At 65.5% G+C, this 12,515-nt stretch carries 10 protein-coding genes; all 10 read left to right on the forward strand.

The annotated features are described in order from the left end of the window. The first annotated feature begins 4 nt into the window (after nucleotides 1-4). The 10 genes from IPF49_13760 to IPF49_13805 are packed head-to-tail and all read left to right on the forward strand — an operon-like array spanning nucleotide 5 to nucleotide 12,506. Nucleotides 5-1,693 carry a serine hydrolase gene (locus IPF49_13760; GenBank protein MBK6288671.1) on the forward strand — a complete coding sequence of 563 codons (1,689 nt, stop codon included), beginning with the start codon at nucleotides 5-7 and terminating at the stop codon, nucleotides 1,691-1,693. Beyond that, nucleotides 1,690-3,183, forward strand: coding sequence for a UDP-N-acetylmuramoyl-L-alanyl-D-glutamate--2,6-diaminopimelate ligase (locus tag IPF49_13765; GenBank protein ID MBK6288672.1), 1,494 nt, complete (start codon nucleotides 1,690-1,692; stop codon nucleotides 3,181-3,183). The genes IPF49_13760 and IPF49_13765 overlap by 4 nt, the downstream gene beginning before the upstream one ends. Further along, nucleotides 3,180-4,562, forward strand: coding sequence for a UDP-N-acetylmuramoyl-tripeptide--D-alanyl-D-alanine ligase (gene murF / locus IPF49_13770; protein ID MBK6288673.1), 1,383 nt, complete (start codon nucleotides 3,180-3,182; stop codon nucleotides 4,560-4,562). The genes IPF49_13765 and murF overlap by 4 nt, the downstream gene beginning before the upstream one ends. Next, nucleotides 4,562-5,644, forward strand: coding sequence for a phospho-N-acetylmuramoyl-pentapeptide-transferase (locus tag IPF49_13775; protein MBK6288674.1), 1,083 nt, complete (start codon nucleotides 4,562-4,564; stop codon nucleotides 5,642-5,644). The genes murF and IPF49_13775 overlap by 1 nt, the downstream gene beginning before the upstream one ends. A gap of 28 nt (nucleotides 5,645-5,672) precedes the next feature. After that, nucleotides 5,673-7,052, forward strand: coding sequence for a UDP-N-acetylmuramoyl-L-alanine--D-glutamate ligase (locus tag IPF49_13780; GenBank protein ID MBK6288675.1), 1,380 nt, complete (start codon nucleotides 5,673-5,675; stop codon nucleotides 7,050-7,052). Continuing rightward, nucleotides 7,049-8,215, forward strand: a complete 1,167-nt coding sequence (ftsW, locus tag IPF49_13785) for a putative lipid II flippase FtsW (protein MBK6288676.1) — start codon at nucleotides 7,049-7,051, stop codon at nucleotides 8,213-8,215. Before IPF49_13780 ends, ftsW begins: the two co-directional genes overlap by 4 nt. Further along, nucleotides 8,208-9,287 carry an undecaprenyldiphospho-muramoylpentapeptide beta-N-acetylglucosaminyltransferase gene (gene murG / locus IPF49_13790; protein MBK6288677.1) on the forward strand — a complete coding sequence of 360 codons (1,080 nt, stop codon included), beginning with the start codon at nucleotides 8,208-8,210 and terminating at the stop codon, nucleotides 9,285-9,287. Before ftsW ends, murG begins: the two co-directional genes overlap by 8 nt. Nucleotides 9,288-9,316: 29 nt before the next feature. Next, complete coding sequence (murC, locus tag IPF49_13795; GenBank protein ID MBK6288678.1) at nucleotides 9,317-10,720, forward strand: UDP-N-acetylmuramate--L-alanine ligase; 1,404 nt, start codon at nucleotides 9,317-9,319, stop codon at nucleotides 10,718-10,720. A 26-nt stretch (nucleotides 10,721-10,746) separates the two neighbouring features. Then, complete coding sequence (locus IPF49_13800) at nucleotides 10,747-11,679, forward strand: D-alanine--D-alanine ligase (GenBank protein ID MBK6288679.1); 933 nt, start codon at nucleotides 10,747-10,749, stop codon at nucleotides 11,677-11,679. After that, nucleotides 11,676-12,506, forward strand: a complete 831-nt coding sequence (locus tag IPF49_13805; GenBank protein ID MBK6288680.1) for a cell division protein FtsQ/DivIB — start codon at nucleotides 11,676-11,678, stop codon at nucleotides 12,504-12,506. Before IPF49_13800 ends, IPF49_13805 begins: the two co-directional genes overlap by 4 nt. Nucleotides 12,507-12,515: the final 9 nt, after the last annotated feature.

Below are 12,515 nucleotides of genomic sequence, written 5' to 3' on the forward strand. Positions count from 1 at the left end.
GCGCATGACATTTGTCGGTGCCTGCCTTGCGCTCCTGCTGGTATTGCTGGTGTGGCGGCTGGTGTCGCTGCAGGTGCTCGACACCGAGCGGGGCTACCGGTTTCTGCAGGGCCAGGGTGATGCACGTTCGTTGCGCGTGGAGCCGATTCCCGCGTATCGCGGCATCATTTCCGATCGTCATGGCGAGCCGCTGGCCGTCAGCACACCGGTTCAGACGTTGTGGGCAAATCCCAAGACACTGGTAGCCGAGGTCGAGGACTGGAAGCCGCTCGCGAGCGCGCTCGGGTTTGCGCCAGCCGAATTGCAGCGCCGCATCGCCAGTGTTGCGACGCGCGAGTTCGTTTATCTGCGCCGGCGCATGAAACCCGCGGATGCGGCGCGGGTGATGGCGTTGGGTGTGCCGGGCGTTTACGCGCGACGCGAATACCAGCGCTTCTATCCGGCAGCCGAGATGGCCGCTCACGTCGTCGGCTTCACCAATGTCGATGACCGCGGGCAGGAGGGAATCGAGCTGGCATACGACGAGTGGCTTGCCGGTGTGCCGGGCTCGAAGCAGGTCATCAAGGATCTCTACGGTCACGTGATTCGTGATGTGCAGGAGATCAGCGCGGCGCATCCGGGGCGCGCGCTGGAATTGAGTATCGATCTGCGAATCCAGTATCTGGCCTACCGGGAGCTGAAACGTGCAATCCAGGATGCGGGGGCCGAATCGGGCACCATCGTGGTGCTCGATGCGCGCACTTCGGAAGTGCTCGCGATGGCCAACCAGCCCTCGTACAACCCGAATAACCGCGATACCGTGAGCGGATCCGCGCTGCGCAACCGCGCGATCACCGATCTGTTCGAGCCCGGTTCCACGGTCAAGCCGTTCACGATGATGGCGGCGCTGGAGAGCGGAAAATATCATCCCGATACGCTGATCGACACCACGCCCGGGTATATACGGGTAGGGCGCAAGACCTTCCGTGATCACCACAATCTCGGCCTGATACCCGCCACCACGATCATCACCAAGTCGAGCCAGGTCGGCATCACGAAGATTGCACTGTCACTGCCGCAGAATGATATCCATGACGTGTTCGAGCGTGCCGGTTTTGGCCAGACGGTCGGGACCGGCTTCCCCGGCGAGAGCATCGGAATCCTGCCGAATTACCGCAAATGGAGCGACGTGGCGCGGGCGAATTTTGCATTCGGATACGGCTTGTCGGTAACGCCGCTGCAATTGGCGCGGGCCTATGCGGTGCTCGCCAACCGGGGCCAGGAACGTCGGGTCACCATGTTGCGTGCGGCGGAGTCCGTTGCCGGTCGGCAGTTGTACCGTCCCGAGCTGGTGGAGCAACTGGTGACGATGATGGAGACAGTGACGCAGACCGGCGGCACGGCCGTGCGCGCCGCGATTCCCGGTTATACCGTGGCCGGGAAAACCGGTACCGTGCATCGCCTGGGAGAGCACGGGTACGAGGCCAACCGCTATACCTCGCTGTTTGCCGGTTTCGCACCGGCGCTCGATCCGCGGGTGGTGTGCGTGGTGATCGTTACCGATCCGCGCGGCGGCGTGTATTACGGGGGAGCCATTGCCGCCCCGGTTTTCTCCGCGGTGGTGCGCGGCGCCCTGCGCCTGCTGAACGTCGCCCCCGACAATCTGCCGGAAACCCGGGTTGCAGACCGTAACCGGGCGAGGGCGCCCGCATGAACGGCAGCCAGTCATTTGCAGCACGTATCCGCGCGCTCTCCGAGCTGCTGCCCGAGCTGGCGGGCCATCATCAAGGCGCGCTGCGGATCAGCGGAATGTGCATGGACAGCCGTGCGGTGCAGCCGGGCGATGCCTTTGTCGCGCTGAAGGGCTCGCGCCACAACGGCGACGAATTCATCGCCGAAGCCGCTCGCAGAGGCGCAGTGGTGGCGCTGGTCGAAGCGCCGGCTCGCGGGGACAGCGTGCCGCTCGAGGTGGTGCCGGTTGCTGCGCTCGGCGAGCGGGCAGGCGCTCTCGCAGCCCGATTTTTTGGCGATCCCTCGTCCCGACAGCGGGTGATCGGCGTAACCGGTACCAACGGCAAGACCACTTGCACCCAGTTGCTGGCGCAAGCCTTTGGCTTGCTCGACAGGCGGTGTGGCGTGATTGGCACCCTGGGCTGGGGATTTCCCGGGAATTTGGCCGATACCGGTCATACCACACCCGACCCGGTCACGATGCAGCGTGCGCTGGCTTCGCTCGGCGAACAGGGAGCGAACCTGGTCGCGGTGGAAATGTCCTCGCACGCGCTGAAGCAGGGACGCACGCGCAGCGTGCATATCGACACCGCGGTTTTCACCAACCTGACCCACGACCACCTCGATTACCACGGCACGCTGGAAGACTACGGCGCGAGCAAGAAGTTGCTGTTCGAGACGCCGGGGCTGCGCTTTGCGGTGGTCAATGCGGATGACGCATTCGGCGCGACGATCCTGGCCGGTACGGCGGCGGGGACAAAAGTCATCAGCTATGGCCTGACAGAGAGCTCCGCGCAGGTGCGCGCCAGCGCGGCCAGTTACAGCGTCGATGGTCTGCGCGCGTGGGTCGAGACCCCGTGGGGAAGCGGCGAATTGCGGGCGCCACTGATGGGTCGGTTCAACCTGAGCAATGCGCTCGCGGTGTTGAGCGTGCTCGGCCTGCATGAGGTCGCGCTGGCAGATGCCCTTGCCATCTTCCCTCGTCTGCGGGCGGTGCCCGGGCGCATGGAACGAATCGGAGTACACGCGAGCCCGCTGGCAATCGTCGATTACGCGCACACACCGGATGCGCTCGAGCACACGCTGCGCGCCTTGCGCGAGCATTGCAGCGGACGCCTGTGGTGTGTCTTCGGATGCGGCGGCGACCGTGACCGCACCAAGCGTCCGCTGATGGGAAGAATCGCGTGGGAGCATGCCGACGAGCTGGTGATCACCAGCGACAATCCGCGCAGCGAATCCGCGGCCGCGATCATCGACGAGATCTGTACCGGTGTGCCCGGTGACGGCGCACGCCGCGAACCGGACCGTGCGCAGGCGATTCGTCTGGCGCTTGGCGCCGCAGGACCCGGCGATTGCGTGCTGATCGCCGGCAAGGGGCACGAGAATTACCAGGAAACCAACGGTGTTCGGGTGCCGTTCAGCGACGCGGATACCGTGCGTCGCCTGTTCGCCGAAGCGGGTGCAGGCTCGTGATGCGCAATCTGGGCCTGGCCGAAGTCGCACGTTTTCTCGGCGTCGCGCAGCCCGCACGTGACGTTGCGTTCAATGGCGTGAGTACCGACAGCCGCTCGATCACCGCCGGGCAGTTGTTTGTCGCGCTGTCGGGCGAGCGCTTCGATGGCCATGCCTTTGCCGGCGAGGCGGAGCGGCGCGGCGCCGCTGCCCTGCTGGGCGAGCATGAAACCGATACGCAACTGCCTTGTCTGCAGGCTCCAGACACTCGCCTGGCGCTTGGCCAGATCGCGCGCCTGAACCGGCAACTGTTCCACGGCACGGTGATCGCGCTGACGGGCAGCGCGGGCAAGACCACGACCAAGGAGATGATCGCGGCAATCCTCGGACGCGGCGCCAGCGTCCTCGCCACCCGCGGAAACCTCAATAACGAGATCGGCGTGCCGCTGACGCTGTTGGGTTTGACTCCTGCAATACGCTACGCGGTGATCGAGATGGGCGCCGCGCGCCCGGGCGATATCCGGTATCTGGCGGGATTGGCCGAACCCGATGTGGCGCTGCTGACCAATGCCCTGCCGGCACATCTCGAAGGCTTCGGCAGCATCGAGGCGGTTGCCGAGACCAAGGGCGAGATCTACGACGCGCTGGCGCCGGCGGGAACGGCAGTGCTGAACATCGACGATCGGTTTGCCGACCGCTGGTTGACACGCATCGGCTCGCGCCGGGTGGTGCGGGTCAGCGCGCGCGGCCTGGCCGGCGCCGATGTGCGCGCCAGCGATGTGCGGATCGTGGACGGTTGTGCGCAACTGTCGCTGGAGATGCCCGGCGGGCAGATCAGCGTCCGTTTGCAGGTGCCGGGTGTGCAGCAGGTTGCCAATGCGGTGGCGGCAGCGGGAGTCGCGTGCGCACTTGGCATCGCGACCAAGCTGGTCAAGGAGGGGCTCGAGTCGTTGTGCCCGGTCGCGGGCCGCATGGAGCGGCTGAAATCCCGCAGCGGTTGCCTGCTCATCAACGACACCTATAACGCCAATCCCGGATCGATGCGCGCGGCAATCGAAACGCTTGCAACCTTTGCCGGTACGCGGGTGCTGGTCATGGGCCACATGGCGGAGCTTGGTGCCGGTGCCGAGCGCCTGCATTACGAAGCAGGGGTCTGCGCGCGCGAGCACGCGATCGAACACTTGCTGGTGACCGGAGCGCATGCCGGTGCGGTGGCCGAGGGTTACGGCGCTGCCGCGCGCGTGTTTGCCGCGCGCGATGCACTGGCGCTCGCCTGCGCGCAGTTCGATCGCCCGGGTGTGGTGATGCTGGTCAAGGGTTCACGTTCGGCGGGAATGGAAGCCGTGGTCGAAGCGCTGCTCGGCAGCACTGCCCCGAACACGCCGGCGAGGGTCCACTGATGCTGCTTCTGCTTGCTGACTGGCTGAGTGGATACCTGAGCGTCTTCAAGGTGTTTCAGTACCTCACCTTCCGCGGCATCCTCGGGGTGCTGACCGCACTCGCGATCACCCTGCTGGTGGGGCCCGCGATGATCCGCAAGCTGAACCAGTACCAGATCGGACAGTCGGTGCGCAGCGATGGTCCGCAGTCGCATCTGGGGAAAGCAGGCACCCCGACGATGGGTGGCGCCTTGATCCTCGTCGGCATCATCGCAAGCACCCTGCTGTGGGGCGATCTCGGCAATCGCTATGTGTGGCTGGTGGTGATCGTGACAGCGGCATTCGGTGCCGTCGGATGGGTGGATGACTATCGCAAGGTGGTGGAAAAGGATTCGCGCGGATTGCCGGCGCGCTGGAAATATTTTTGGCAATCCGTGGCCGGGCTGGGTGCCGCCGTCTATCTGTATGCGACCGCTTCCGCGCCGTCTGAAACAGCGCTGATCGTGCCGTTTTTCAAAAACGTCAGCCTCTCCCTGGGGCCCGCGTACCTGCTCCTGACCTATTTCGTGGTAGTCGGCTCGAGCAATGCGGTAAATCTCACTGACGGCCTCGACGGGTTGGCTATCATGCCGAGCGTGATGATCGCCGGTGCGCTGGCGGTGATCGCCTATCTTGCCGGGCACGCCGAGTTTGCCACCTATCTGCATATTCCGCACATTCCCGGAGCCGGAGAGCTGGTCGTTTTCTGTGGTGCGCTCGCGGGGGCCGGGCTTGGCTTCCTTTGGTTCAACACCTACCCGGCGATGGTGTTCATGGGCGATGTGGGGGCGCTGGCGCTGGGAGCGGCGCTCGGGCTCATTGCGGTGATCGTACGCCACGAAATCGTGTTTTTCATCATGAGCGGAATCTTCGTGATGGAGACGCTGTCGGTCATCCTCCAGGTCGCGTCGTTCAAGGCTACCGGCAGGCGCATTTTCCGCATGGCGCCGATACACCACCATTTCGAACTCAAGGGCTGGCCCGAGCCGCGCGTGATCGTGCGCTTCTGGATCATCACCGTGATGCTGGTCCTGTTCGGACTGGCGACATTGAAGCTGCGCTGAGCGGGGCAACAGGGTGCAGGCAATTGCAATGAAAGACAGGGCGACGGACAAGCGACGGATCGTACTTGGCATGGGTACCACCGGCTTGTCGTGCGCGCGCCATCTTGCCCGCAAAGGCATGTCGTTCAGCGTGATGGACAGCCGCGCCGAGCCGCCGCAGGCGGCGGAATTCCGCCGCGAGTTTCCCGCTGTCGAGTTGCACTGCGGTGCCTTCGATGGCGCGCTCCTGTGCGCGGCGCAGGAGATCATTCTCAGCCCGGGCGTGGATCCGCAACTCCCGGAGTTGCGGCGGGCCGAGGCTGCGGGCGCGTACCTTTACGGTGATGTCGAGCTGTTTTTCCGCGACGCGCGGGCGCCGATCGTCGCGATTACCGGCACCAACGCCAAGAGCACGGTCACCACGCTGGTCTGGAAGATGGCCGAGGCCGCGGGCGTGAAAGTGGCCTGCGGTGGCAATCTCGGGACGCCGGCGCTCGAACTGCTCGCGCCGGGGATCGAGCTCTATGTGCTGGAGCTGTCGAGCTTCCAGCTGGAAATCGTGCACGAATTCCGCGCCGACGTGGCGTGCATCCTGAATCTCGCACCCGATCATCTCGATCGTTACCCCGATATGGGGGCTTATCACCGGGCCAAGCAGCGCGTGTATCGGGGTGCGCGTTGCACGGTGTTCAACCGCGATGATGCGCTGACCATCCCGCCGGCTCCGCGCAGCATCGAGGCGCTCGGCTTCGGCTTGTCGGTACCCGCGCAAGGCCAGTTCGGGGTGCGCGAGACACCGGCCGGCGAGTATCTCGCGCGCGGCGAACAGACCTTGCTCGGCGTCAGCGAACTCGGCATGCCGGGGCGTCACAACGTGGCCAACGCACTCGCGGCGATGGCCATCGCGACCGCCTCGGGAGTGACTCTCGAGGCACAGATCGAAGTGCTCCGAAGCTATCGCGGGTTGGCGCATCGCTGTCAGCACATCCGCTCCCTGGATGCGGTCGACTACTACGACGACTCGAAGGGTACCAACGCTGCGGCGGCGCTCGCGGCGCTGCGCGGCCTTGGTGCCGGCCGCGCTGGCAAGACGGTGCTGATTGCCGGTGGCATAGCCAAGGAAAGCGATTTCTCGGCTCTGGCGCAAGAGCTCGCAAGCAGCGCGCGCGCGGTGATCCTGATCGGCAGGGATGCGCCATTGCTCGCGGAGGCGTTTGGCGCGGCGGTGCCTTTGTTGCAGGCTGCCGATATGGTCACGGCGGTGGAGCTGGCGCGTGCCGCGGCGCGCGCGGGGGACATCGTGTTGTTGTCTCCGGCATGCGCGAGTTTCGACATGTTCCGCGATTACGCGGAGCGCGGTGAGGTGTTTGCGCGCGCCGTGCGCGCCCTCGACGGCGAGGGGGGGGCGCTGAGATGCAGGCCGCGATGATTGTTCCCGGCAGCGCCGATTGGCGCCTGAAATACGACCAGACCCTGCTCGGCCTGCTGGTGGTGCTGTCCGCCGCCGGATTCGTGATGATGGGTTCTGCGTCGATGGACTACGCCTCGGAACAATTCGCCAATCCGTTCTTCCATATTTACCGGCACGGACTTTACCTGCTGCTCGGTTCGCTCACGCTCGCGCTGACCCTGATCATACCGGTGCGGGTGTGGGAGGCCGCTGGGCCGGCGCTGCTGATCGCCGGGGTGGTGGTGCTGGCTTTGGTGCTGGTGCCGGGAGTAGGGCGGAAGGTCAACGGCGCGACGCGCTGGATCGCGCTGGGTCCGCTGAATCTGCAGCCATCCGAGCTGATGAAGCTGTTTTTCATCGTGTACCTGGCCGGCTACATGACGCGCCGGGGCAAGGAGCTGCGTGGCAGCTGGTCGGGAATGCTCAAACCGCTTGGCGTGCTGATCCTGGTGATGGCCCTGCTGCTGCTGGAACCCGATTTTGGCGCGGCAGTGGTGATTGCCGGCGCCGCGATGGGCATGCTGTTCATCGGTGGTGCGCGCCTTCTCTATTTCCTGCTGATGGTCGGTGTCGGCCTGGTGGGCGTTGCGGCGCTCGCAGTATTTTCGCCGTATCGCTGGCAGCGCCTGGTCACCTTTCTCGACCCCTGGTCGGATCAGTTCGCCAGCGGCTACCAACTCACCCAGGCGCTGATAGCGTTTGGACGTGGCGAGCTGTTCGGCGTGGGCCTCGGCAACAGCGTGCAGAAACTGTTCTACCTGCCCGAAGCGCATACCGATTTCGTGTTCGCGATCATTGCCGAGGAGCTTGGCCTGGTAGGCGGCATGGCCTTCCTCGCGCTGTTCAGCGCCCTGATTGCCCGGATCCTGTGGATCGGTCGCGATGCCGCCAGGCGCCAGCAGAATTTTTCCGCCTACATTTGCTGTGGAGTGGCGCTGCTGCTCGCCGCACAGGTGTTTATCAACATCGGCGTGAACGCGGGTCTGTTGCCGACAAAAGGGCTGACACTGCCGTTCCTGAGTTATGGCGGCAGCAGCATGCTGGTGCTGTTCGCGATGATGGGATTGATCTTGCGCATCGAATACGAACTGCGCGTCGCGCCGGGAACCGCATTGGCGGCCTGGAGGCTGCGCAATGGTTGAGCGCAAGGCGCTGGTGCTGATCACCGGTGGCGGCACTGGCGGGCATGTGTTCCCGGGGCTGGCGGCCGCGGAAGCGTTGCGCGGGCTCGGTGCCCGGGTGCATTGGCTGGGCACTCGCGCAGGCATGGAGTCGCGGCTGGTGCCGGCGGCCGGAATACCGATTTCCTACCTGCGCGTCAGCGGTGTGCGCGGCAAGAACCGCTGGCAGCAGCTGCTGGCACCGCTGTTGCTGTTCATGGCAATCATCCAGGCGTCGTTGCTGATGCGGAAGCTGCGCCCGAGTTGCGTGTTGGGAACCGGCGGTTTTGTTGCCGGGCCTGGCGGGGTGGCGGCGTGGCTGTCGCGCACCCCGGTGGTAGTGCACGAACAGAATGCGGTCGCGGGCACCACCAACCGCCTGCTGGCACGATTTGCGCGCCGCATCCTGCTTGGCTTGCCCGGACCTTTTGCCGGTGACCAGCGCGTTACGCTGGTCGGCAATCCGGTGCGCGCGGCGATCGCGCAAATGGCGACGCCCGAACAGCGCATGGCGGAGCGCGACGGTGCGTTGCGCCTGCTGGTGGTGGGCGGCAGTCAGGGAGCACGGATCCTGAACGAGGTTCTGCCCGCGGCGCTGGCACTGATGGCGGCGAGCGAGCGGCCACGGGTGCGGCATCAGAGCGGAGCGACCGAGCACGATACCTGCGCTGCGCGCTACCGGCGCCACGGAATCGATGCGCGCGTCGATGCATTCATCGACGACATGAGCGATGCCTACCGCTGGGCTGATCTGGTGGTCTGCAGAGCAGGCGCACTGACCGTCAGTGAACTGGCCGTGGCCGGAGTGGCCTCGATCCTGGTGCCCCTGCCGGGTGCAATCGACGATCATCAGAGCGCCAATGCCCGCTGGCTGGCGGATGCCGGGGCAGCGCAATGCGTCAGGCAATCAGAATTCACCCCGCAGTGGCTTGCCGGCCAGCTCGCGTGCTTCAGTCGCGTGCAGCTGCTGCGCATGGCACAGGCGGCGCAGGCGCAGGCACGGCCAGCAGCGGCGCTCGATGTGGCCAGGGTGTGCATGGAGGTGGCGCGATGAGCGCACCCCAATACATGCCGATTCCCGAGATGAGGCGCATCTCGCAGATCCATTTTGTCGGTATCGGCGGTGCCGGCATGTGCGGTATCGCCGAGGTGTTGCGCAACCAGGGCTATCGGGTGTCCGGTTCCGATACGGCGGAATCCGCGGTACTGGCGCGGCTGCGCACGCTGGGTATCGAGGTGTCGCTGGGACACGATGCAGGGCATGTCGGCGCCGCCGACGTGGTGGTTTCCTCCAGTGCCGTGAACGAGAGCAACGTGGAGGTTGCCGCGGCGCGCGAACGCCGCATACCGGTGGTCCCGCGCGCCGAAATGCTGGCCGAGATCATGCGCTTTCGCCATGGTATCGCGGTGGCGGGCACCCACGGCAAGACCACTACCACCAGCATTCTGGCGTCGATCTTCGCCGAAGCCGGACTCGATCCGACTTTCGTCATCGGGGGTCGCCTGAACAGCGTGCAGGCAAATGCGCGTCTTGGTGTCAGCCGCTACCTGATCGCGGAAGCCGACGAGAGCGATGCGTCCTTCCTGCATCTGCAGCCAATGGTTGCGGTGGTGACGAACATCGATGCCGATCACATGAGCACCTACGGTGGCGATTTCGAGCGATTGAAACGCACCTATGTCGAATTCCTTCACAACCTGCCGTTCTACGGGCTGAGCGTCCTGTGCTGCGATGATGCGGCGGTCGCCTCGATCATTCCGCAAGTGACGCGCCAGGTTCTCACCTACGGGGAGGGCGAGCAAGCCGACTACCGCATGTGTGACTTCAGCCAGCGCGAGGGTCGCAGCGAGTTCCGCGTTTTGCGCCCCGGTGGTCGCGCGGCGCTCTCGCTCTCGCTGGGATTGCCGGGCCGGCACTATGCCCTGAATGCCACGGCGGCGGTGGCGGTGGCGAGCGACGAGAGTCTCGATGACGCCGCCATCGTGCGTGGTATCGCCAGCTTCCAGGGGGTGGGCCGGCGGTTCGAGTCGCACGGTGAATTGCCCTGCCGTGGCGGCAGCTTTCTGCTGGTCGACGATTACGGGCATCACCCGACCGAAGTGGCGGCAAATCTTGCCGCCGTGCGCGCCGGCTGGCCGGGGCGGCGGCTGGTGATGGTTTATCAGCCACATCGTTATTCGCGTACCCGGGAACTGTACGAGGATTTCGTGCGGGTTCTGGCGCAGGTCGATGTGTTGCTGCTGCTCGATGTCTACGCGGCCGGGGAGGATCCGCTGCCCGGCGCGGACGGGCGCAGCCTGAGCGGCAGTATCCGCCAGCGCGGCAAGCTCGATCCGTTGTTCGTCGAGGAAGCCGGAAACGTGATCGAGATCCTCGACGGCGTGCTCAGGCCGGGTGATTTCCTGCTGGTACAGGGCGCCGGCAGCGTGGGGCGGCTGGTGCCGGAAATCTGCACCTGGGCAGCAGCGGAGGGCGCCGCGCGATGAGGCGCTTCGAACTCGATTCAGCCGTTTTGCGCGGACCGGTGGCGGTGCTGATGGGCGGCGATTCCGCCGAGCGTGCGGTGTCACTCGAAACCGGCAAGGCGGTGCACGCGGCGCTCGGACACCGGCTCGCGGGGGTGATGGCAATCGATGCGCGCGCCGACGTGATCCAGCGCCTGATAGAGGCACGCGTGGCGCACGTGTTCATCGCACTGCATGGCCGCGGCGGCGAGGACGGCACGATGCAGGGTGCATTGCAGACGCTCGGCATCAGTTATACCGGCAGCGGTGTGCTGGCCTGCGCGCTGGCAATGGACAAACTGCGCTGCAAGCGATTCTGGCAGGCCGAGGGAATCGCCACCCCTGCCTTTGCGGTCGCGGACGATACGACCTGCTTCGATGAACTGGCGGCGCAATTCGGTCCGCGCATGATCGTCAAGCCCGCCAGCGAGGGCTCGAGTATCGGCATTACGCCGGTCGACAACGCCAGCCAATTGCGCGCCGCGATCGAACTTGCCGACGCCTACGACAGCTGCGTGCTGGTGGAGCAACGCATCCTCGGCCCCGAGTACACCGTGGGCATCGTCGATGGCGAATTACTGCCGTCGATCCGGCTCGAGACGCCACGCGCGTTTTATGACTACGAGGCGAAGTATCAGCTCGACAGCACGCGCTATCTGTGTCCCTCGGGCCTCGACGCCGCCGATGAGCGGACGCTCGCCGGGCTGGCACGGCGGGCCTATGACAGTCTTGGCTGCCGCGGATGGGGGCGTGTGGACGTGATGCGTGAGCACACCAGCGGTGACTTCTACGTGCTCGAGGTGAACACCTGTCCCGGCATGACCAGCCACAGCCTGGTGCCAATGGCGGCGCGGGCGGCGGGCATCGAGTTCGAGGATCTGGTGGTGCGCATCCTGGCCGCGAGCCTGGCCGGCGCAAGTGCCGCGGGAGGCGACGCATGAACCGCGTGCTGCTGCTGCGCTTTGGCGGCAGCGTCGAGTTGCGGCGTGGCGCGACCCGGCGTGGCGCCGCCGCGCGTGCCACACATGCACGCTCGCGCTGGATGGTTCCGGCGCTGTTCGCGGTGCTTTTGCTCGCGGCCGGACAGCTTGGCTGGAAAGCCCTGCAGGAAGTGGCCAATGTTCCGATCAAGCAGGTCAGCGTGAACGGGGACTTTCGTTTTCTCGACAAGGCGCGGGTCGAGGAGATCATGCTGCCGCATCTCGGCACCGGTTATTTCATGGTCGACCTGCCGCGTATTCGCGACGAGCTGCGTGCCTTGCCGCTGGTCCACGAGGTGACGGTGCGTCGTGCCTGGCCCGATCGCCTCCTGGTGTTCATCACCGAACAGGTTCCGGTGCTCCGTTTTGGCGAGCAGGGTTATCTGAATCCATACGGCGAGGTATTCGAGCCGGGTGCGCCACTGGCCGACACCGGGTTGCCGCTGGTCGACGGACCTCCAGGCAGCGGAAAGCTGCTGCTGGGACGCTTCGACGAGTTCACCGAAATGCTCGAACCCACCGGCTTGCGCATCCGCTCGTTGCTGCTCGATGGCAAGCATGCCTGGCGCATGGAGCTGTCAAACGGTTGCGTGGTGCTGCTCGGACGCCGCGATGTGCCGAACAAGGCCCGCATGCTCGCGTCCCTGCTGAGCGGGGAGTGGGCCGGCGAACATGAGCGGATCTCCAGGATCGACATGCGTTACAGCAACGGGGTGGCGGTGGTTTGGGAAGGGACTCCAGGGCGTTCCGGGAATGCGGGTGTCGCTGCGGCGACAGGCCGCCCTTGAGGTTGCCAG

It is taken from the genome of Gammaproteobacteria bacterium (genome assembly GCA_016705365.1).
GTDB lineage: Bacteria > Pseudomonadota > Gammaproteobacteria > Pseudomonadales > UBA5518 > UBA5518.

Bases quoted from the DNA above. Each gene is read 5' to 3' on its own strand.
- IPF49_13775 (MBK6288674.1), top strand. From the start codon at position 4,562: ATGCTGCTTCTGCTTGCTGACTGGCTGAGTGGATACCTGAGCGTCTTC.
- IPF49_13760 (MBK6288671.1), top strand. From the start codon at position 5: ATGACATTTGTCGGTGCCTGCCTTGCGCTCCTGCTGGTATTGCTGGTG.
- murG (MBK6288677.1), top strand. From the start codon at position 8,208: ATGGTTGAGCGCAAGGCGCTGGTGCTGATCACCGGTGGCGGCACTGGC.
- IPF49_13805 (MBK6288680.1), top strand. From the start codon at position 11,676: ATGAACCGCGTGCTGCTGCTGCGCTTTGGCGGCAGCGTCGAGTTGCGG.
- murC (MBK6288678.1), top strand. From the start codon at position 9,317: ATGAGGCGCATCTCGCAGATCCATTTTGTCGGTATCGGCGGTGCCGGC.
- IPF49_13765 (MBK6288672.1), top strand. From the start codon at position 1,690: ATGAACGGCAGCCAGTCATTTGCAGCACGTATCCGCGCGCTCTCCGAG.
- IPF49_13780 (MBK6288675.1), top strand. From the start codon at position 5,673: ATGAAAGACAGGGCGACGGACAAGCGACGGATCGTACTTGGCATGGGT.
- ftsW (MBK6288676.1), top strand. From the start codon at position 7,049: ATGATTGTTCCCGGCAGCGCCGATTGGCGCCTGAAATACGACCAGACC.